At 60.9% G+C, this 19,118-nt stretch carries 20 protein-coding genes; 12 read left to right on the top strand and 8 right to left on the bottom strand.

The genetic code is table 11. The features are described from left to right. The 6 genes from QZ653_RS00005 to QZ653_RS00030 form a co-directional block, all read left to right on the top strand. Window positions 1-873 (top strand): FAD-linked oxidase C-terminal domain-containing protein (locus tag QZ653_RS00005; protein WP_296416777.1); only part of this gene is annotated, 873 nt, incomplete at its 5' end. A gap of 104 nt (window positions 874-977) precedes the next feature. Next, window positions 978-2,078, top strand: coding sequence for a glycolate oxidase subunit GlcE (glcE, locus tag QZ653_RS00010; RefSeq protein ID WP_296416778.1), 1,101 nt, complete (start codon window positions 978-980; stop codon window positions 2,076-2,078). Beyond that, a complete protein-coding gene (locus tag QZ653_RS00015; protein ID WP_296416779.1) occupies window positions 2,075-2,398 on the top strand; it encodes a hypothetical protein in 324 nt (107 codons plus the stop codon). Before glcE ends, QZ653_RS00015 begins: the two co-directional genes overlap by 4 nt. A gap of 3 nt (window positions 2,399-2,401) precedes the next feature. Next, on the top strand, window positions 2,402-3,790 hold the full coding sequence (gene glcF / locus QZ653_RS00020; protein ID WP_296416781.1) for a glycolate oxidase subunit GlcF: 1,389 nt from the start codon (window positions 2,402-2,404) through the stop codon (window positions 3,788-3,790). Window positions 3,791-3,850: 60 nt separating this feature from the next. Then, window positions 3,851-4,663 carry a trypsin-like serine peptidase gene (locus QZ653_RS00025; protein ID WP_296416782.1) on the top strand — a complete coding sequence of 271 codons (813 nt, stop codon included), beginning with the start codon at window positions 3,851-3,853 and terminating at the stop codon, window positions 4,661-4,663. Window positions 4,664-4,820: 157 nt separating this feature from the next. After that, window positions 4,821-5,288, top strand: a complete 468-nt coding sequence (locus tag QZ653_RS00030) for an Hsp20 family protein (RefSeq protein WP_296416783.1) — start codon at window positions 4,821-4,823, stop codon at window positions 5,286-5,288. An 88-nt stretch (window positions 5,289-5,376) separates the two neighbouring features. On the opposite strand, the gene QZ653_RS00035 is transcribed toward QZ653_RS00030, so the two are convergent. From QZ653_RS00035 to QZ653_RS00050, 4 genes are all read right to left on the bottom strand, one after another. After that, window positions 5,377-5,871 carry a pyridoxamine 5'-phosphate oxidase family protein gene (locus QZ653_RS00035; protein ID WP_296416784.1) on the bottom strand — a complete coding sequence of 165 codons (495 nt, stop codon included), beginning with the start codon at window positions 5,869-5,871 and terminating at the stop codon, window positions 5,377-5,379. Window positions 5,872-5,948: 77 nt separating this feature from the next. Further along, window positions 5,949-8,744 carry a DNA polymerase I gene (gene polA, locus QZ653_RS00040; protein WP_296416785.1) on the bottom strand — a complete coding sequence of 932 codons (2,796 nt, stop codon included), beginning with the start codon at window positions 8,742-8,744 and terminating at the stop codon, window positions 5,949-5,951. 80 nt (window positions 8,745-8,824) lie between these two features. After that, a complete protein-coding gene (locus QZ653_RS00045) occupies window positions 8,825-9,433 on the bottom strand; it encodes a DUF2459 domain-containing protein (RefSeq protein ID WP_296416787.1) in 609 nt (202 codons plus the stop codon). Between the two features lie 50 nt (window positions 9,434-9,483). Beyond that, complete coding sequence (locus QZ653_RS00050) at window positions 9,484-9,666, bottom strand: zinc-finger domain-containing protein (protein ID WP_296416789.1); 183 nt, start codon at window positions 9,664-9,666, stop codon at window positions 9,484-9,486. Between the two features lie 106 nt (window positions 9,667-9,772). Here QZ653_RS00050 and QZ653_RS00055 point away from each other — a divergent pair, with 106 nt between their 5' ends. Next, a complete protein-coding gene (locus QZ653_RS00055) occupies window positions 9,773-10,699 on the top strand; it encodes an ABC transporter ATP-binding protein (protein WP_296416792.1) in 927 nt (308 codons plus the stop codon). A 136-nt stretch (window positions 10,700-10,835) separates the two neighbouring features. On the opposite strand, the gene QZ653_RS00060 is transcribed toward QZ653_RS00055, so the two are convergent. Both QZ653_RS00060 and QZ653_RS00065 read right to left on the bottom strand, forming a co-directional pair. After that, window positions 10,836-11,198, bottom strand: a complete 363-nt coding sequence (locus tag QZ653_RS00060) for a histidine triad nucleotide-binding protein (protein ID WP_296416794.1) — start codon at window positions 11,196-11,198, stop codon at window positions 10,836-10,838. 8 nt (window positions 11,199-11,206) lie between these two features. Beyond that, window positions 11,207-12,784: a DUF5928 domain-containing protein gene (locus tag QZ653_RS00065; protein WP_296416797.1), complete on the bottom strand. Its 1,578-nt coding sequence runs from the start codon at window positions 12,782-12,784 to the stop codon at window positions 11,207-11,209. A 140-nt stretch (window positions 12,785-12,924) separates the two neighbouring features. Here QZ653_RS00065 and QZ653_RS00070 point away from each other — a divergent pair, with 140 nt between their 5' ends. Next, on the top strand, window positions 12,925-13,743 hold the full coding sequence (locus QZ653_RS00070) for a sulfotransferase family protein (RefSeq protein ID WP_296416798.1): 819 nt from the start codon (window positions 12,925-12,927) through the stop codon (window positions 13,741-13,743). 394 nt (window positions 13,744-14,137) lie between these two features. Continuing rightward, window positions 14,138-14,830 (top strand): hypothetical protein, encoded by a 693-nt coding sequence (locus QZ653_RS00075; protein ID WP_296416800.1) that lies wholly within the window; start codon window positions 14,138-14,140, stop codon window positions 14,828-14,830. Here the strand turns inward: QZ653_RS00075 and QZ653_RS00080 are convergent. Then, window positions 14,827-15,804 (bottom strand): adenosine kinase, encoded by a 978-nt coding sequence (locus QZ653_RS00080; protein ID WP_296416803.1) that lies wholly within the window; start codon window positions 15,802-15,804, stop codon window positions 14,827-14,829. The two genes, QZ653_RS00075 and QZ653_RS00080, sit on opposite strands and share 4 nt — an antisense overlap. Continuing rightward, complete coding sequence (gene nth, locus QZ653_RS00085; RefSeq protein WP_296416805.1) at window positions 15,801-16,454, bottom strand: endonuclease III; 654 nt, start codon at window positions 16,452-16,454, stop codon at window positions 15,801-15,803. Before nth ends, QZ653_RS00080 begins: the two co-directional genes overlap by 4 nt. An 84-nt stretch (window positions 16,455-16,538) precedes the next feature. Here nth and QZ653_RS00090 point away from each other — a divergent pair, with 84 nt between their 5' ends. The 3 genes from QZ653_RS00090 to QZ653_RS00100 all read left to right on the top strand — a co-directional run bounded on the left by QZ653_RS00090 (window position 16,539) and on the right by QZ653_RS00100 (window position 19,058). Then, window positions 16,539-17,384, top strand: a complete 846-nt coding sequence (locus tag QZ653_RS00090; RefSeq protein ID WP_296416807.1) for a bifunctional helix-turn-helix domain-containing protein/methylated-DNA--[protein]-cysteine S-methyltransferase — start codon at window positions 16,539-16,541, stop codon at window positions 17,382-17,384. Between the two features lie 128 nt (window positions 17,385-17,512). Continuing rightward, window positions 17,513-18,184 carry an OmpA family protein gene (locus QZ653_RS00095; RefSeq protein ID WP_296416810.1) on the top strand — a complete coding sequence of 224 codons (672 nt, stop codon included), beginning with the start codon at window positions 17,513-17,515 and terminating at the stop codon, window positions 18,182-18,184. A 106-nt stretch (window positions 18,185-18,290) separates the two neighbouring features. Next, window positions 18,291-19,058 (top strand): FadR/GntR family transcriptional regulator, encoded by a 768-nt coding sequence (locus tag QZ653_RS00100; protein WP_296416813.1) that lies wholly within the window; start codon window positions 18,291-18,293, stop codon window positions 19,056-19,058. Window positions 19,059-19,118: the final 60 nt, after the last annotated feature.

Raw genomic sequence — 19,118 nt, forward strand, 5'->3', positions numbered from 1 at the left:
ATCGGCGGCGCACATCTGGATGCGGCAGGTCTTGATCTGCTGGGGCTGATCTGCGGGTCGGAAGGCCAGCTGGGCGTGGTGACAGAAGCCACCTTGCGCATTCTGCGCAAACCCGAAGGCGCGCGGCCCGTGCTGATGGCCTTTAACGACAACGAAGTGGCGGGGGCCTGTGTGGCCGACATCATCAAGGCAGGCGTGCTGCCCGTGGCCATCGAATTCATGGACCGGTTGTGCATCGAGACAACAGAGCGTTACGCGCAGGCGGGCTATCCCGACAGTGAGGCCTTGTTGATTGTTGAGGTCGAAGGGTCCGATGCGGAAATCGACGAACAGCTGGCCCTGATCCTCGACATCGCGCGCCGTCATGACCCGGTCGAGCTGCGCGAGGCCAAAAGCGCCGATGAGGCCGCGCGCATCTGGCTGGGCCGCAAGTCTGCCTTCGGGGCCATCGGCCAGATCAGCGACTACATGTGTCTGGACGGCACGATCCCCGTGTCCTCCCTGCCCATGGTGCTGCGCCGGATCGGGGAGTTGTCCGAGGAATACGGCCTGAAGGTCGGGAATGTGTTCCACGCGGGCGACGGCAATATGCACCCGTTGATCTGTTACGACGCCAACAAACCCGGTGATCTGGAACTGTGTGAGGCCATGGGGGCGGAAATCCTCAAGCTGTGCGTGGATGCAGGCGGGTGTCTGACCGGAGAACACGGGGTGGGCATCGAAAAGCGCGATCTGATGACCCATCAGTTCGCGCCTCAGGATCTGGAAATCCAGATGGCGGTGAAGGATGTATTTGACCCTCTGTGGTTGTTGAACCCCGCCAAGGTCTTTCCGTTGGACAGCAGCGAGACGCGGCGCATTGCGGCAGAGTGAGGGATGATCTGACGATCAGCGCCTGCGGCGGGCGTGGCGGGGGCGCTGCCCCCCGGCCTGCGGCCTCCCCCCGAGGTATTTTTGAACCAGAGAAGACGAAGGTCATGACAGCAATCACCGAAGACAGCATCGCAGAGGCCATCAAGGCCGCCCCAGGTCCTTTGCGCATTCGCGGTGGCGGGACACGTGACATCGGCAATCCGGTGGTGGGGGACGTATTGGATGTGTCCGGCCTGTCGGGCATTTCCCTCTATGAGGCGGGCGCGCTGACGCTTGTGGCGCAGGCCGGCACGCCTGTGGCGGAGATTGAGGCGGCGCTGGATGCTGAAAACCAGCGGCTGGCGTTCGAGCCGATGGATCACCGCGCGCTGTTGGGCACCAAAGGCACGCCCACCATCGGGGGCGTTGTCGCAGCCAACGTGAGCGGGCCGCGCAGGATCGCCGTCGGGGCCTGCCGCGATCACATGCTGGGTGTGCGGTTTGTAGATGGGGCGGGCACGATCCTGAAAAACGGGGGGCGCGTGATGAAAAACGTCACGGGCTATGATCTGGTGAAGCTGATGAGCGGGTCTTACGGCACTTTGGGTGTTCTGACGGAGGTGTCGTTGAAGGTCCTGCCCAAGCCCGAGACGTCAGCCACCTTACGGGTGGAGGGGCTGTCCACGGTGCAGGCGGTGGCTGCCATGTCAGCCGCTCTGGGGTCGCCCTATGAGGTAACGGGGGCCGCGCACACGGATGCGACGTATCTGCGGATCGAAGGGTTTGACGCCTCGGTCGCGTATCGGACGGGCCAGCTGACGGCATTGTTGGGGCCCTACGGCGAGGTGACCGTGCTGGATGCCATGGCAACCGGCACTCTGTGGACGGGTATTCGCGATGTCACCGCCTTTGCGAAAACCGAGGGCGACGTCTGGCGCATCTCCGTCAAGCCGAGCGATGCGCCGCAGGTGATTGCGGCGCTGCCTGACGGGACCGAGACACAGTTGGATTGGGGCGGCGGGTTGATTTGGGCCTGCACGCCGGCTGGCACGGACATCCGGCCCTTGGCGACCGCAGGCCATGCCACGCTGATCCGTGCCGGTGCCGAAACCCGCGCCGCACTGCCGGTGTTTGAGCCGCAGGATCATGTGACAGAGACCCTTTCGCAGGGTCTGCGCCAGAAGTTCGACCCGCGCGGCATCCTCAATCCGGGGCTGATGGCATGATCAGCGGTCTGACCTTCACCTTTGTACTGCTGCCCTGCATCGGTGCCTGCGTGCTGGCGGCCCTTGTGCGGCACTGGCAGTTGGCGGCGGCTGGGCTTGCCGGTGGTCTGGGCTTTGCGTTTCTGGCACCGACCCTGCCAGGTGCGATCGGACTGATCGGGTTGCCGCTGTTTATCGGGGTGGCCCTGGGCGGGCTGGCGATGGTCATTGCCCTGCCGCGCCGCCCGACCATGGACATCTGGGGCCGGATGCTGACGGCGCTTGCCGTGGCCTTCACGGCCTCTTTCCTCAACCTGCTTCTGAATGTGAACGGACTTTAACCCATGCAAACGACCTTCACCGAAGACCAGTTGAAAGACCCCCAGATTGCGCGCGCCAACCAGATCCTGCGGACCTGTGTGCACTGCGGGTTTTGTACGGCAACCTGCCCGACCTACCAAGTGCTGGGCGATGAACTGGACAGCCCGCGTGGGCGCATTTACCTCATCAAGGACATGCTCGAAAACGAACGTGTGCCGGATGAAAAGACCGTCAAGCACATCGACCGATGCCTGTCCTGTCTGGCCTGTATGACGACCTGCCCCAGCGGCGTGCATTACATGCATCTGGTTGATCACGCCCGTGAATACATCGAAGACAACTACAATCGTCCGTGGTCGGACCGCGCCCTGCGCTGGGTGCTGGCGCGCATCCTGCCCTACCCCATGCGATTCCGCGTGGCGCTGTTGGGTGCCAAAATCGGGCGGCCCTTTGCGCGGCTGATGCCCGATGCCCGCCTGCGCGCCATGTTGGAGATGGCGCCAAAAACCATCCCACCGGTGTCGCGCAATGATGACCCGCAGACCTTTCCGGCCCGGCAAAAGAAGATGCGCGTGGCGCTGATGACGGGCTGTGCGCAAAAGGCGCTGAACACCGACATCAATGACGCCACGATCCGCCTGCTGACCCGGCTGGGGGCCGAGGTGGTGGTGGCCGAAGGCGCGGGCTGTTGCGGGGCGCTGACCCACCACATGGGCAAAACATCCGAAAGCCACGACACAGCCGCCAAAAACATCCGCGCCTGGACCCGCGAGATCGAGGGTGAGGGGCTTGACGCAATCGTCATCAACACCTCCGGCTGTGGGACGACTGTCAAAGACTACGGCCATATGTTTGCAGGCACCGATCTGGCGGACGACGCCAAGGCCATCGCGGGTCTGGCCAAGGACGTCAGCGAGGTGCTGATAGACTTGCTGCCCGATGGCGCACCGGAATTTTCGCCGAATATGGCGCGCATGAAGGTTGCAGGGACGGATGCCGTGCCCCCTGACACAACGGGTCAAGGCCCCCTGACTGTGGCCTATCATGCCGCCTGTTCGCTGCAGCACGGCCAACAGATCAAGACCTACCCCAAGGACCTGTTGAAACGTGCCGGTTTCAAGGTGGCCGAACCTGCAGACAGTCACCTGTGTTGCGGATCGGCGGGCACCTACAACCTGATGCAGCCCGAAATTTCCAAACAGCTGAAAGCCCGCAAGGTCGAAACCTTGGAAGCGGTGCACCCCGATGTCATCGCCGCCGGAAACATCGGCTGCATGATGCAGATCGGCGGGGCGACGGATGTGCCCATTGTCCATACCGTCGAATTGCTGGACTGGGCCACCGGCGGGCCACAGCCGCCCGCCCTGACAGCACCCGGAAAACGCACGCCAGAGGTTCCCATCCTGCGATAGCTGCGCCACACTTGTGCCCAGATCGCGTCCTACGGTGCGACAAACGGATCGAGGGCCCCCATGCGCGCATTACTTCTGACGCTGGTTCTGGCGATCTGCGCTGTGGCAACCGCGCAGGCCCAGACAACTGATTTACGCGAACTGACAACCGGTAACGACGCCCGTGGATGGGAGGCCGTCGGCCGCCTTGATATCGACGGCAAGGGGTTTTGCACCGGTGCCCTGATCGCCCCCGATCTGGTGCTCACCGCAGCCCACTGCATGTTCGAAGACGCGGCCAGCGTGCCGGTAGACCCGAACCGCATTTCGTTTCTTGCGGGCCTTCGCGCGGGGCGGCCGGAGGCCACGCGCGGCATCCGTCGTGCGGTGATCCACCCGTCATACGCACACACCGGCGCGGCAACCCATGACATCGTGCCCTTTGACGTGGCGCTTTTGGAACTCAGCCAGCCGATCCGCACCTCCCGCGTGACCCCGTTCGAGGTGTCGACACGAACAGACCGCGGCACCGAAATCGGCGTCGTATCCTATGCCGCCGACCGTGCCGACGCGCCGTCCCTCCAACAAATCTGCAACGTATTGGGCCAGCAGAATGGCGTTTTGATCATGGATTGCGACGTCAATTTCGGGGCTTCGGGCGCACCGATCTTCCGCACCGAAAACGGTGTGCCACGGCTGGTGTCGGTGGTGTCCGCCATGGCCGAACTGGACGGAGAGAAAGTGGCGCTCGGCATGGATCTGGCCGCCCCCATCGCACTTTTGCGGGCGGAACTGGAAAATACGCAAGGGCGGTTCGCATCCCCCCCGTCATCGGCCCGCGTCATTCGCCCCGGCGAACGCGCCGACACCGGCGCACTCTTCGTTCGACCCTGATTTTGAACGATATTTTTCTGCACAACCGCCCCTTGAAAGCTGTGCAGCGTCTTCCCAAATAATCCTCACAAGACGCCGATACCGGGTCTTGTACCACCCCGCCGGGCCCGAATGGGACGGCATTTTATACGCAATGATCGCTCAATGGAGGATACCCATGCGAACTTTTGACCTTGCTCCGCTGCACCGTGCCAGCGTCGGTTTTGACCAGGTTGCCCAGATGATGGACCGTGTTCTGTCCAACGACACCGGCAGCCAGAGCTACCCCCCCTACAACATCGAAAAACTCGCCGATGACGGCTGGCGCATTTCCATCGCCGTGGCCGGCTTCTCCGACGAAGACCTGCACGTCGAGGTGAAGGAAAACGCCCTGCACGTGACCGCCAAAAAGGCCGAAGACACAACCGAACGGACCTATCTGCACCGTGGCATCGCCACGCGCGCATTCTCCCGCCGGTTCCATCTGGCCGACCACGTTCGCGTCACCGGCGCGTCCCACGAAAACGGCATGCTGCACATCGAACTGGTGCGCGAAGTGCCTGAGGCGCTGAAACCCCGCCGCATCGAAATCACCAAGGCGACCCCCGTGGCGCAGGACGTGATCGAGGCTGAAAAGGTTAACTAAGACCTTTCAAGACGTCTTCCTCCCAAGACGCGAAAAGGGCCGTCCCGATAAGGGCGGCCCTTTTTGTCTTGTGGTCGATCGGATGGGATCAGAACGTAATCTTGCCGCTCCAGCCGCCCAGATCGGGCTTTGTGTCCGTCACTTTGGCCTTTGCAATCTGGTAAAAGAACTGCACCGGATTGGCGTCGGTTATGGTCGCTTCGGCGTGGCGTGGGGTGAAACTCATCAGGCGCACGTCTTCGTCCTGCGGGCCGTCTTCAAACCACGCGCCCATCATCGCGGACCAAATTTCTTCAAGAACCTTGGGGTCGTTTTCAGCCGCCAACGTCCCTTCAATGTCGGCCCAAAGCCCCTGATTGCGCGCTGAAACGATCATACGGGCCTCTTCCGCCCCGCCTTTGGTGGCTTTGTGCAGGTCTGTGCCCTCGGCGGTGACGAACCAGATTTTGCCGTCCTCCGCATCGTCGCGCACCTTGGGTGTCATCGGAACCATAAAGTCCCCCTTGATGCCCAACATGCATTCAGACACGTCCTCCATGGCGTCCCAAAAGTCACCCTTGCTGTCGTGGCTTGCATCTTTCATCGCATCTCTCCTGATATCTCACAGGATCAACACGCGGTCCGCCACCTTGGTTCCCGTACCGCGGATTTTGCGCCCCCTTAATGGGCCTCTGCCCATGTCGCCCCTGTGCCCGCATCTACCACCAGCGGCACGTCAAACTTTACCGCCGGATCAGCCGCATTTTCCATCACGTCACGGGCCACGCCGATCAGATCGTCTGCGGCGTCCTTGTCGACCTCGAACACCAGTTCATCGTGGACCTGCAACAGCATCCTGGCAGGCAGCCCCGCAATCGCGTCATCCATGCGGATCATCGCCCGCCGGATCACATCGGCGGCGGTGCCTTGGATAGGCGCGTTGATGGCCGCCCGCTTGGCGAACCCGGCACCCGGTCCCTTGGCATTGATCTCGGGCGTGTGAATCTTGCGCCCGAAAAGCGTTTCGACCCGCCCGTGTTCCTTGGCAAAGGCCACCGTGTCATCCATGTATTTGCGAATACCGGGGAAACGTTCGAAATAGCGGTCGATGAACCCCTGCGCTTCGGCCCGAGGGATGCGCAGGTTGCGCGCCAGACCAAAACCGCTGATCCCGTAAATCACGCCGAAGTTGATGGCCTTGGCCTGACGGCGGACATCGGGCGTCATCTCGTCCAGTGGCACGTCAAACATCTCGGACGCGGTCATGGCGTGAATATCATGGCCCTCTGCAAAGGCCTGTTTCAGCGCCGGAATGTCCGCAATATGCGCCAGAATCCGCAGCTCAATCTGGCTGTAATCCAGCGCCACCAGCACCTTTCCCTGTTCGGCCACAAACGCCTCACGGATGCGGCGGCCTTCTTCGGTGCGGATCGGGATGTTTTGCAGGTTCGGATCGGTCGACGCCAGCCGCCCCGTATTGGCCCCGGTGATGGCGTAGGACGTATGCACGCGGCCCGTCTCATCATTGATATGGGTCTGCAGGGCGTCCGTGTAGGTCGATTTCAACTTGCTCAGCTGACGCCAATCCAGCACCCGTGCGGGAAACTCATGTTCGGTCGCCAGATCCTCAAGAATATCCGCACCGGTGGAATATTTCCCCGTCTTGCCCTTCTTGCCGCCCTCAAGCCCCATCTTGTCAAACAGGATTTCACCCACCTGCGCGGGCGATCCGACGTTGAATTTTTCGCCCGCCAATTCGTATAGCTCATCCTCCAAACCGGCCATTTTCTGGCTAAAGGCATTGGACATCCGGCTCAGCGTATCGCGGTCCACCTTGATGCCCGACATCTCCATGCGCGCCAGCACCGGCACCAGTGGACGTTCGAGCGTTTCGTAGACGGTGGTCACCTGTTTGCGGTGCAGCTGCGGCTTGAACATCTGCCACAGACGCAAGGTGATATCGGCGTCTTCGGCGGCATAGCGCACCGCGTCTTCCACCGGCACACGGTCGAATGTCTTGGCCGATTTTCCGGTCCCCAAAAGCGATTTAATCTCGATCGGTTTGTGGCCCAGATACCGTTCGGACAGCCCGTCCATCCCGTGATTATGAAGCCCCGCATTCATCGCGTAGGACATCAGCATCGTGTCATCAATGGGCGCCACATCGACGCCAATGCGCGCGAAAATCTTGGCGTCGTATTTCATATTCTGACCGATTTTGAGGATACTGTCGTCCTCCAGCATGGGCTTGAGGATCGCCAGAGCCTCCTCAAAATCCATCTGTCCCTCAGCCAGCGCATCATCGCCGAACAGATCATCCGCCGCACCGCCCTTGTGGGTCAACGGCACATAACAGGCGTGCCCTGCCTCGACGCACAAAGACACGCCCACCAGCTCCGCCCGCATTTCATTCAGCGCCGTCGTCTCGGTATCAACCGCCACATATCCGCGCCCGTAAATCCGGTCGATCCACGCTTTCAACGCGTCGGCATCCCTGACCCAATCATAGGTCGCATCCTCAAACGACGGCTGCTCCGGCGCGTCCTCGGCCTCGGGCGCGGGGGCCGCGTCTTCGATGACAGGCGCCTCAACATCCAGCTTTTCGGAAATCCGCCGCACGATGGTGCGGAACTCCATTTGCGCCAGAAACTCCAGCAGCTTTTCCGGCTCCGGCTCACGCACCTCAAGATCATCCAGCGTGAACGGCAAATCCATGTTCACATCCAGCGTGACCAGCTTCTTGGACAGCTCGATCTGCGCGCGTTTTTCAATCAACGTCTCACGTCGCTTCGGCTGTTTGATTTCGCCAGCGCGGTCCAGCAACGTTTCCAGATCACCATATTCGTTGATCAACAAAGCCGCCGTCTTAATCCCGATCCCCGGCGCGCCGGGCACATTGTCCACACTGTCACCTGCCAAGGCCTGCACGTCGATCACCCGTTCGGGGCCCACGCCGAACTTTTCCTCAACCCCCTCACGGTCGATGACCTTGTTGCCCTTCATGGCATCCATCATCACCACGCCGTCACCCACCAACTGCATCAAATCCTTGTCGGATGAGATGATGGTGCACCGCCCCCCTGCTTCACGCGCCTGACGGGCAAGGGTGGCGATGATGTCATCCGCCTCAAACCCCTCGATCTCCTCGCAGGCGATGTTGAAGGCGCGGGTGGCATCGCGGGTCAGCGGGATCTGCGGGCGCAGATCCTCGGGCATTTCATCGCGGTTCGCCTTGTACTGGTCATAGAGGTCATTGCGGAACGTATGGCTGCCCTTGTCGAAAATCACCGCCACATGGGTCACATCGCCCCCTGCGTTTCCTTCCACATAGCGTTGCAACATGTTGCAAAAGCCGGACACAGCCCCCACCGGCAAACCATCCGATTTTCGGGTCAGCGGCGGCAGCGCGTGGTAGGCGCGAAAAATAAATGCCGATCCGTCGATCAGATGCAGGTGACAGCCTTTTCCGAACGCCATTGCGAACCCCCCCTTGTCGTCCCGCCTGTTTTCGCATGAACCCGGCGGCACGACCAGCCGCCAATTCACACCCCGACCCTTTATGGTATCAGCCCGTTCCACCGCAGGGACGCCGTCACCGCATAGGGCGTGGGCGTCCACCAGCCAAAGGGCACCCCCGCCTCACGCAGCATCGCACCAACCCAGACATTGCACGTCCGAAAAATATGAAACCGACCCGCTGCTGCAAAAAACGCATCCGTCTGCGAAAATCCGTCCAGCGCCAGCCGCACGGGCGCATCCCCCGCCTGCGCCCGGATCACACTGCGCAAGGCAGAAAGCTGTGCAAATGTAACAGGGACACGCCGCAACGCGGGATGATCGGGCAGCGGGCCATAAACCTCAAACCGCAGCACCCCTGCGTCACCGGTCGCCGCCCGCCAGACAGCGCCGGGCCTGATATCCGCATAAGACCCGGCCGTCGTGTAAAAGGCGGCACTGCCCCAGCCCACCGACAGCCAGGCCGCATTGGGATGGTCCAAAGGCACACCTGCCTCGGCGATATCTTTGAAAACCGCTTCGGTGTCCTCATCCAGCGGCAAAAGAATGTCGTAATGGATCGGCCCCTGAACCAGCACGATCCAACCTTCACTGCCGTCCGACACACCTCCGTCCGAAGACCAAAGCGCCGCCACGAACGCTGCGATCAAATACGCGATGACCGGGCCGAGCGCCCAAAGACACCAACGCGCAGCGCGCCTCACTCAGCGGCATCCGCCTTGCTGGCATGGATATAGCGCGCGTCACAGTAGGAACATTCGACCCAGCCGGTATCGCGCGGAATTTGCAGCCAGACCCGCGGATGGCCCAACGCGCCCTCGCCCCCGTCACAGGCAATCCGCCAGTCGGTCACGATCTTGGTTTCGGGTGCAGGATGCGCCATGAATTTGCCTCTTGGTTGCGGGCACGCTAGGTGCCCTCTGGAACGGTTGTCGTGACGCGGCATACTAGCGATCCTTCGCCCATGAACAAGACGGGAAACGCCCAGCATGTCTCAGAACGCCATCGAAATCACGGGCCTGAAAAAGACCTATGCGGCGACCAAACGCAGCCCTGCAAAAGACGCGCTGTTGGGCGTCGATCTGACGGTGCCGCGCGGGTCGATCTTCGGGCTGCTGGGTCCGAACGGGGCGGGCAAGTCCACGCTCATCAACATCCTCGCCGGTCTGGTGACCAAATCCGCAGGCACTGTGACCATCTGGGGCTTTGATCAGGACCGCAATCCGCGCCAGTCCCGTGCAGCCATCGGCATCATGCCGCAAGAACCCAACCTTGATCCCTTCTTCACCCCGCGCGGGTCGCTCGACGTGCAGGCGGGCCTCTACGGGGTGCCAAAGGCGCAGCGCCGCACCGACGACCTTCTTGAACTGACCGGATTGACAGACAAGGCCAACGCCTATGCGCGGTCCCTGTCCGGCGGCATGCGCCGCCGCCTGCTGCTGGGCAAGGCGCTGGTCCACAGCCCGCAAATTCTTGTCCTCGATGAACCCACCGCCGGCGTCGACATCGAATTGCGCAATCTGCTGTGGCAAAACGTGCGCCGCCTCAATGACGACGGCATGACGATCATTCTGACGACCCACTATCTCGAAGAGGCCGAACAGATGTGCGACCAGATCGCCATCATCAACCACGGGGCCGTCATCGCCAACGACACCACCGCCAATCTCCTAAGTCAGCTGGACGCCAAAACGCTGGTCATCACCCCCGATGCGCCCACCGACCTGCCCAGCCTGCCGTCGCGGATCACCGGCACAGCCCGCGACAACGGCACGCTGGCGTTCACCTATAAAACCAGCCAGACCCGCGCGGATGAGGTGCTTGACCTGCTGCGCGCAGCCTCCATCCCGATCAAGGATGTCCGCACCGAAGACCCCGATCTCGAAGACGTTTTTCTAAACCTGACCCGCACCTGACGGCTGGACGCATCGCGCGGCCCGCCCTTCTTCTGATCCGAAAACTCCGGGGGAGGCCGCAGGCCGGGGGCAGCGCCCCCTGCGCGTGCGCAGCACGCGCGGATCGGACGGGCAAGGCCCGTTCGAACCCTTCGGATCAACGCGCCACCATCGGCCCCATATTGCGCCCGCCCAGGATATGCACATGCAGATGCGGCACCTCCTGCACCCCGTCCTCGCGCGCGTTTGAAATGGCGCGAAAACCGTTTTCGACGCCCGTGATCTCGCAGACCTTGGCCACCGCCCGCATGTAACCCACGATCTCCGCGTCACCGGCTGCGGTACAGAAATGGTCCATCGACACATAGGGGCCCTTGGGGATCACCAGCACATGCACCGGCGCCTTGGGCGCGATATCATGAAATGCCAATGCGTGGTCGTCCTCATAGACGGTCTGGTTCGGTATCTCCCCGCGCAGGATTTTGGCAAAGATGTTCTGGTCGTCGTAGGCAAAATCCATGGTTGTCCTCAATCGGCAAAAAGATACGGCGTCTGCGCCAGATTGCGCGCGATGTCTTCGGGAAGGCTTAGAAACTCGGCCAGTGGCGGCGTGTTTTCATCAGGGCTGTCCGTCTCGCGAATGCGGTAATGGTTCTCGAACCCCTCATCGCCGATCCGGTCGCTTTCATAAACCACATCATACCGGATCGTGGGCAACAGCTGCTGCATCGTCTCCTCGGCGGTCTGCTCTCCGGCAAGTCCCACCCGTTTGGCATGCCCGATCAGATACTCGTCCGAAAATTCGCACTGGATTTCCAAAAGCCGCGTCGTCGACCGGTCCGAAAAGAAGTCCTGCATCAGATCAAGGTTCGCCGTGTCCAGACAGATAATCAGGCGGTCCGTTTCGTAGTAATCGAACAACATCCGCATCAGCGCGCGCCGGTGACGCGTCCGCTTGCCCAGTGTCGTCTGGATACCGCCCAGATCGGGCAGCGGCGTATGTTCTTCGTTAAACAGATAATCAATCGCGGGGATATTGGTGTGATGTTTGATCGACCCCACCAGCCGCTTGGCCACATGCCATTTCTTGCACGCGATAATCATCAACTCCCGTTCGCGGCCCAAAGACGCCTCGGTCTCCCAGAACCGCGGCGCAAACCGTCGCCCGATCCGGCCGCGACCGGTCAGGAAGTGAAACAGCCGGTTGCCTTCGTTCGAGATTTTGAAATCATCGCGCCCGGATGCATAAAGCCGCCCCAACCTGTCCTTCAGCGCCGTGGCCTCGGGGCTGATCTTGCGCGCGAACAGGAAATCCTGGCTCAGCAACAGATCATAATGGTCATTGTAGAACGTCACCGGCATCCCGTAATCGGTGAACATCAAAAACGTCAGCGTGCGGGTGCGGATTTCAGGTTCCGGCACCAGATGGCGCACGAGGGTCTGAAAAAACGTCTCGTCCGGGATCCACGTGGTCCGGAAAAAGCGCATCACGTCCGGGCGGTTGCGCGTCATGTCCAAAATCCATTCCACCGTGCGGCGGCGCAGACACCACCACTGCGACCCGATCATGATCTGAAGATCCGCAGGAATCTCGCGTTCCAACCCCAGTTTCCGCTGCGCCCACCACGAATTGTAGAACAACGATTTATGCGTCCGTTCATTGAAGAAATGGCGGTAGATCAGCCGCTCTTCCTTCATGCCGGTCTTGATCCAGTCGCTCTCGAAAAAATCGAAACTCTCGATATAATCGCAATCATCTGCGTCCAGAAATTTCTTGGCGAACTTGGCGGATTTGATCGCCATGCAATCGCCTGACACCATGTAGAAATGCGTGGCCCGCGGGAAGGCATCAACCGCGGCCTCGACGGCATACAATGTGGCCTGCACCAGCGACCATTCCCCCCAGCCGCATTTGATACGTTTGGTGGCATAGGCGACATTCGGGTTGTCCTTCAGCCGTGTGCGGATCAGGTCGTAAGACGCCTTCGGCGCTCTGGCATCGAAATGGATCGCGATATAGTCACCAACCGCCGTCAGCTGCTCTGCCTGCTGCACGATCGCCTCAGGGTCTTTATGACACAGCAGGATGAAGGCAATTTTTGCCATATCAGAAACAATATTCCCCTAGGTTCATCAGTGTTTTAGATATGTAAACGTGAAGACGGATTGAATAAACACGATTTCTTTGCTTTTTTGAACAAAAGCGCGGCGGATCAACGTCGCGACAGATTAATGAGGACGAGCGTATGGGGTTTCCCGGCACCTGGATGACCGAGAGTGAGAGCGTGGTGTACCGGGTGGTGCCCAAATGTGCCTGCTCCACCATTGGCCAGATCATGTATTATTCCGATCATGGCAGCTTTTTCGACGGCGACATCCATGACGCACAAAGCGGTATGCACAAATGGTCGATGGAGGACAGCCAGCCGCTGATCACCAACAACGTCAAAAATCACGAAAGCTACGCCTTCACCTGCGTGCGCAACCCCTACACCCGCATCCTGTCCTCGTTCTTCGACAAAATCTGCGGCATCCAGCGCAACGGCAAACGGTATCGCGGCAATCTGGTGCCCCTGCTGATCCAGAAATACGGCATCGAGGTCGGATCGCCCGAAGACGGGTTCGAATTCGATCAGGTCAAATCCTTCCGCCGGTTCTTGCTGTTCGCGCGCGACACCATCCGCTGGCGCCGCCCGATGGACCCCGACATCCATTGGTCCGCCATGTCGGGCCACATTTCGACCTTCATCGTGAACGGTGGCCGCTACGACAAGATTTTCTGGACCGAACAGTTCAACGACGGGATGCAGGACGTTCTGAACGCCATAGACACGCCCAACAGCATTGATCTGGCAGAAATCCCCCGCTTCAACGAAAGCGAAGGCCACGGCCCCAAACGCGCCCATCCGGTCGAGGATTACTTCGACGATCTGTCGATGCATCTGGTCTATGAAATCTACAAACGGGATTTCAACCTGTTCAAGTACGACTTCGAAAATCCCGGCAACAAGATGCCCGTGGCCGAAATCGACCTGGACGAAGTGCACGCCAAACTGGGGGAATGATCTGACGATCAGCGCCTGCGGCGGGCGGGGGGGGGGCGTTTGTGCCAAACGCCCCCGAAACTGGCACCCTGTCCGTGCCCTCGTCAGGTCGGGTCCTGATTGCGGTGTAGAAATGCATATTTAAGAACCAAAGAAACACGGCGTTTCTTCCGGCGTCTTTACCAGCCATTAACGTTAACGCGCCATGCTGTTGAGGCGGTACAGGGAGGCATCCCGATGGCCGTAACCGAAGAAGCCGCCACTTGATCTGGATAAGATCGGGTGGCGCACTTCGTGTCCTCGTTTCTTTGGTTCACAAATATGCCCGCGCGGCAGGCATCTGCCCTCTCGACCGGGTCATGTCCTGTGCTAGTTTTCACCCGACATCAGCAGTCTCCCAACCAACGGGCACCCCATGAAAGTTCTGATCCTCGGCAGTGGCCCGAACGTGACGCAAGCGGCCCGTTGGGACAAAACTCCTTTCGACGTGATCGTTGCCATCAACAACGCCTGGAGGGTGCGGCCGGATTGGGATTATCTGATCCACCCGTCGGATTTCCCGCAAGATCGCCAGCCGGATCAGGTCGAAACCGGACAGAGGATCATCACCTATGAAACCTACGTTCCGGCACAAAACGCGCTTGGCGGATTTGTTTATGCGGGCGGCACCATGGCGTTCACAGCCGGATATTGGGCGCTTCATGATCTGAAACCGACCGTCATCGCGTTCATGGGCTGCGACATGACCTATGACGGCGCCCAGACCCATTTTTACGGCACCGGCACAGCCGACCCGCTGCGGGCGGATGTCACCCTGCGGTCTCTCGAGGCGAAATCGGCGCGGTTGCAGGCCATGGCGCATCGGCGCGGGTGCCGCACCGTGAACCTCAGTCGTGACCCCAGCCGCCTTGTCTTTGCCCGCGTCACACCCACCGATCTGACGGCACGCGTGTCCCTGAACGCGGCTGCCATTGATGACGCCCTGCGGCTGGAGGCCGATACAGGCTACATGGTTCCGTCCGGCAAATACTGGAAAGAGGAAGACCGCTTCGACCCCGCCATCATTGACGAAATCGACGCAGCCTGGCTGGCCACAACCCGCCCCTAGACCAGCCCTGCGGTTTTGAAGGCGGCCAGCATGTTCGCCTCTGGCCGTGGCCCGATGTGGCCGATAACCTCGGCCGCGCACATCACGCCCATGGCGGCGGCCACATCCAGCGCCGCGCCGGTGCTGACACCGTAAAGGAACCCTGCTGCGAATTGGTCCCCCGCGCCTGTCGCATCGACCGGTGTCACGGGCGTCACATCTGCGGTGAACCGCTGCGATCCCTGCTGCACCCAGACCGCATCGCCGGAACGTGTGCAGGCCACAATCTCACAGACCTCGGCGGCCTGACGCAGGGCCGCATCCAGATCATCGGTTTCATAAAGCGTCATCCATTCGGCATCATTCCCGATGGCAATGTCCATGTCTTCGGCAATCAGCCGTTTGAAATCGGCACGGTGGCGTTCGGCGCAAAACGGATCGGAGATCGTGATGGCAGACCGGCCACCGGCGGCCTTCATCTTGGTCGCAGCCTCGGAAAAGGCGGTCTTACCTTCATCCTTGTCGAACAGATAGCCCTCAAGGAACAACAGCCCCGTGCCGAACACATCGGGCACATCGGCGGAAGAAATATCCGCGCCCGCGCCCAGATAGGTGTTCATCGACCGTTCCCCGTCCGGCGACACAAAGATCATCGAACGCGACGTCGGCAGGTCCACATCCTGAGGCGGCAGCGGAAACGCGGTGCCTGCTTTCCCAAGGCTGTCTGCGTAAAACCGCCCCAGTGCATCGTCCTTCACCTTGCCGATAAAGGCCGTCTGCAGGCCAAGCTCCCCGATCCCCGCCAGCGTGTTGGCCACGGACCCCCCCGGCGCTTCGACCCGGTCCGACATGGACGCATACAGCAGTTCCGCCCGGTCCCGTTCGATCAGTTGCATGATGCCCTTGGTAATCCCCATCTGGTCCAGAAACGTGTCCGGAGCGGGGGAAATCACGTCTACCATCGCGTTGCCGATGCCGATGACGTCAAAATTCATGGTGTCTTATCCTCGTAAAGGCACAGCTCACGGATGTGGCAGGCCTGACATTTCGGTTTTCTTGCGACGCAGATATACCGCCCGTGCAGGATCATCCAGTGGTGCGCGTGCAGTTGAAAATCGGCGGGAATGTTGTCTTCGATGGCGCGTTCCACGGCATCCACATCCTTGCCGGGGGCAATGCCGCTGCGGTTGCCCAGACGGAAGATATGCGTGTCCACCGCCTGTGCGGGTTGCTGCCACCACATATTCAGAACAACATTCGCCGTCTTGCGGCCCACACCGGGCAGCGATTGCAGGGCTGCGCGGGAATTCGGCACGATGCCGTCATAGTCTTCGACCAGAATGCGGCTCAACTTGATGACATTCCTGGCCTTGTTGCGATAAAGACCGATGGTCTTGATGTGCGCGATCACACCCTCTTCGCCCAACGCCAGCATCTTTTGCGGCGTGTCCGCGATCTTGAACAACTCCGCCGTGGCCTTGTTGACACCCTTGTCGGTTGCCTGCGCGGACAGGGCGACGGCCACCACCAACGTATAGGCGTTCACGTGATCCAGTTCCCCTTTAGGTTCGGGGTCCGCTGCCTGAAAGCGGGTGAAAACCTCACGGATGGTGTGATAATCGAGTTGTCTTTGAAGCTTGGCCATGGCCCCTTTTGCCCGTGGGATGCCGTACGCACAAGGCGCAACATTCGGGTCGCACGGGCGATGATCGCCGCATAAACTGCCCCCATGGACCCATCAGACCGCTATCATTATCACGTCATCCGCCGCGCGCTTGATCACATCGACGCGGCACAGACGCCGCTGTCGCTTGAGGCGCTTGCCGCACGCATGGACATGTCGCCCGCCCATTTCCAGCGTGTCTTCTCGCGGTGGGTCGGCGTGTCGCCCAAACGCTATCAGCAGTATCTGGCGCTGGGGTATGCCAAGACCCTTCTGGCCGAAAACTTCACAACCCTCGCCACCGCGGATGCTGTGGGCCTGTCCGGATCGGGCCGCCTGCACGATCTGTTCCTCACATGGGAAGCCATGAGCCCGGGCGACTTCGCCAAGGGCGGCGCGGGCCTGACAATTCACTGGGGGACATTCATGTCCCCCTTCGGGCCGGTGATCGCCATGGGCACCGGTCGCGGGCTGTGCGGGATGGGGTTCACATCGGAAATGGGCGACGACGCCGCCTACGCCGATCTTGCGCGCCGCTGGCCCAAGGCCACGTACCACAATACACCCGACAGGATCCGCCCATGGGTCGATGCCGCCCTCAGCATGAAAGGCGACGCCAGACTGCACATGATCGGCGCGCCCTTCCAACTGAAGGTGTGGGAAGCATTGCTGACGATCCCCTCGGGCCATGTGACCACCTATAGCGAAATCGCAACGGCAATCGGATCACCCAAAGCGGTCCGCGCGGTGGGAACGGCCGTGGGCCGCAACCCCGTATCATGGTTGATTCCCTGTCACCGCGCCTTGCGCAAATCAGGGGCCTTGGGGGGCTACCACTGGGGCCTTCCGGTCAAGCGCGCGCTGCTCGCGTGGGAAGGGGCCCGCGAAGACGCCGGACAGGCCGCTTCGTAACCTTCTGCAAAAAATCATGTTTTTCGATAACCTCGGCGGAACCCTGCCGCCCTGGTCCGCGTTATTGGATAGCAATGGGGTTTGTCCGATATATTCCCCATCAAGCGCACCATGTCCGGTGCCCAACAATGGAACGAACGAAAATGACCCTGTCCAAATCCACCCTCGCCGTTGCCGTGTCCGGCCTTCTGGCTGTGACCGCCTGCGAACAAATTCAGGACCCGAACAACCCCAACCGCAACACCCAGCAGGGTGCCCTTGTGGGCGCAGCCGCTGGCGCGCTTGTGGGCATTGCGCGGGGTGACAATGTCGAAGAACGCAACCGTGGCGCTGTGACAGGTGCCTTGATCGGGGCCGGCCTTGGTGCCGGTGCGGGCGCATTGCTTGACCGTCAGGAAGCACAGTTGCGCCAGCAGTTGGGGTCCAACGCGCGGATCGTCAACACCGGTGACCAGTTGATCGTGACACTGCCGCAAGACATCCTGTTTGCCACGAACAGCGACCAGCTGTCCGGTGCCCTGCGCACGGACCTGAACGCACTGGCGCGGTCCATGAACGACTTTCCCAACACGCTCGTGAACGTCATCGGCCACGCCGACAACACCGGCTCCGCTGCCTTCAATCAGGACCTGTCCCAGCGCCGTGCGCAATCTGTGGCCTCTGCCCTGATCTCCAGCGGTGTGTCGCCAAACCGCATCCGCTCCATCGGTCGCGGCGAAGACGCTCCCATCGCGTCCAACCTCACGGCTGAGGGCCGCGCCCAGAACCGTCGTGTGGAAATCACCATCACGCCGAACTAAAGCATCCCTGCTTTTGTCGAAGGGTCGCCCCAACAGGGGCGGCCCTTTTTGTTTGCGACCTCGGTAGATTGGTCATACAATTTGACCAATTTCCGAAAGGTCACCGATGCCATTTGAACCTGTCCAGCCTGAGAAAATTTCCCGAACGGTGGTCCGCCAGATCGAACAGCTGATCCTGCGCGGCATCCTTAAACCCGGTGAACGGCTGCCCTCGGAACGCGAACTCAGCGAACGGTTGGGCGTCTCCCGCCCGTCCCTGCGCGAAGCCTTGGCAGACTTGCAGGACAGCGGCCTGCTGACATCCCGCGCCGGTGCGGGGGTCTTTGTGGGTGACGTGCTGGGGTCCGCTTTCTCGGACACGCTGGTCCGGCTTTTTGCCAATCACGACGAAGCTGTCTTCGACTACATCGCCTTCCGCCGCGATATGGAGGGCCTCGCTGCCGAACGCGCAGCGACCCTCGGTACCGATACGGACCTTGCCGTCATCGACACCATCTTCAAGAAGATGGAAACCGCCCACAGCAAACGCAATCCCACCGAAGAAGCGGGCCTTGACGCGGATTTTCACCTCAGCATCATCGAGGCCAGCCACAACGTCATCATGCTCCATATGATGCGGTCCATGTATCAACTGCTGCGCGAAGGCGTGTTCTACAACCGGCAGATCATGTTCAAACAGCGCACGACGCGTGACCAACTGCTGGACCAGCACCGCGCCATCAACGACGCCCTGCAGGCCCGAGACGCGCCCGCCGCACGCCGCGCGGTCGAGGCGCATCTGACCTTCGTGGAAACCGCCCTTTTCGAACAGGACAAGGCGGAAAGAAACGACGCCATCGCGCGAAAACGTCTCGATCACGAATTGCGCCGGTAGGGTCCTTCGGGCCGCCGCAAAAAGAAAAGCCCGGCACAATGGCCGGGCGTTTTCGATCTT

The sequence above is a fragment of the Pseudooctadecabacter sp. genome (assembly GCF_020627745.1).
Classification (GTDB): domain Bacteria; phylum Pseudomonadota; class Alphaproteobacteria; order Rhodobacterales; family Rhodobacteraceae; genus Octadecabacter.

Bases quoted from the DNA above. Each gene is read 5' to 3' on its own strand.
- glcE (WP_296416778.1), top strand. From the start codon at position 978: ATGACAGCAATCACCGAAGACAGCATCGCAGAGGCCATCAAGGCCGCC.
- QZ653_RS00015 (WP_296416779.1), top strand. From the start codon at position 2,075: ATGATCAGCGGTCTGACCTTCACCTTTGTACTGCTGCCCTGCATCGGT.
- glcF (WP_296416781.1), top strand. From the start codon at position 2,402: ATGCAAACGACCTTCACCGAAGACCAGTTGAAAGACCCCCAGATTGCG.
- QZ653_RS00025 (WP_296416782.1), top strand. From the start codon at position 3,851: ATGCGCGCATTACTTCTGACGCTGGTTCTGGCGATCTGCGCTGTGGCA.
- QZ653_RS00030 (WP_296416783.1), top strand. From the start codon at position 4,821: ATGCGAACTTTTGACCTTGCTCCGCTGCACCGTGCCAGCGTCGGTTTT.
- QZ653_RS00035 (WP_296416784.1), bottom strand. From the start codon at position 5,871: ATGAAAGATGCAAGCCACGACAGCAAGGGTGACTTTTGGGACGCCATG.
- polA (WP_296416785.1), bottom strand. From the start codon at position 8,744: ATGGCGTTCGGAAAAGGCTGTCACCTGCATCTGATCGACGGATCGGCA.
- QZ653_RS00050 (WP_296416789.1), bottom strand. From the start codon at position 9,666: ATGGCGCATCCTGCACCCGAAACCAAGATCGTGACCGACTGGCGGATT.
- QZ653_RS00055 (WP_296416792.1), top strand. From the start codon at position 9,773: ATGTCTCAGAACGCCATCGAAATCACGGGCCTGAAAAAGACCTATGCG.
- QZ653_RS00060 (WP_296416794.1), bottom strand. From the start codon at position 11,198: ATGGATTTTGCCTACGACGACCAGAACATCTTTGCCAAAATCCTGCGC.
- QZ653_RS00065 (WP_296416797.1), bottom strand. From the start codon at position 12,784: ATGGCAAAAATTGCCTTCATCCTGCTGTGTCATAAAGACCCTGAGGCG.
- QZ653_RS00070 (WP_296416798.1), top strand. From the start codon at position 12,925: ATGGGGTTTCCCGGCACCTGGATGACCGAGAGTGAGAGCGTGGTGTAC.
- QZ653_RS00075 (WP_296416800.1), top strand. From the start codon at position 14,138: ATGAAAGTTCTGATCCTCGGCAGTGGCCCGAACGTGACGCAAGCGGCC.
- QZ653_RS00080 (WP_296416803.1), bottom strand. From the start codon at position 15,804: ATGAATTTTGACGTCATCGGCATCGGCAACGCGATGGTAGACGTGATT.
- nth (WP_296416805.1), bottom strand. From the start codon at position 16,454: ATGGCCAAGCTTCAAAGACAACTCGATTATCACACCATCCGTGAGGTT.
- QZ653_RS00090 (WP_296416807.1), top strand. From the start codon at position 16,539: ATGGACCCATCAGACCGCTATCATTATCACGTCATCCGCCGCGCGCTT.
- QZ653_RS00095 (WP_296416810.1), top strand. From the start codon at position 17,513: ATGGAACGAACGAAAATGACCCTGTCCAAATCCACCCTCGCCGTTGCC.
- QZ653_RS00100 (WP_296416813.1), top strand. From the start codon at position 18,291: ATGCCATTTGAACCTGTCCAGCCTGAGAAAATTTCCCGAACGGTGGTC.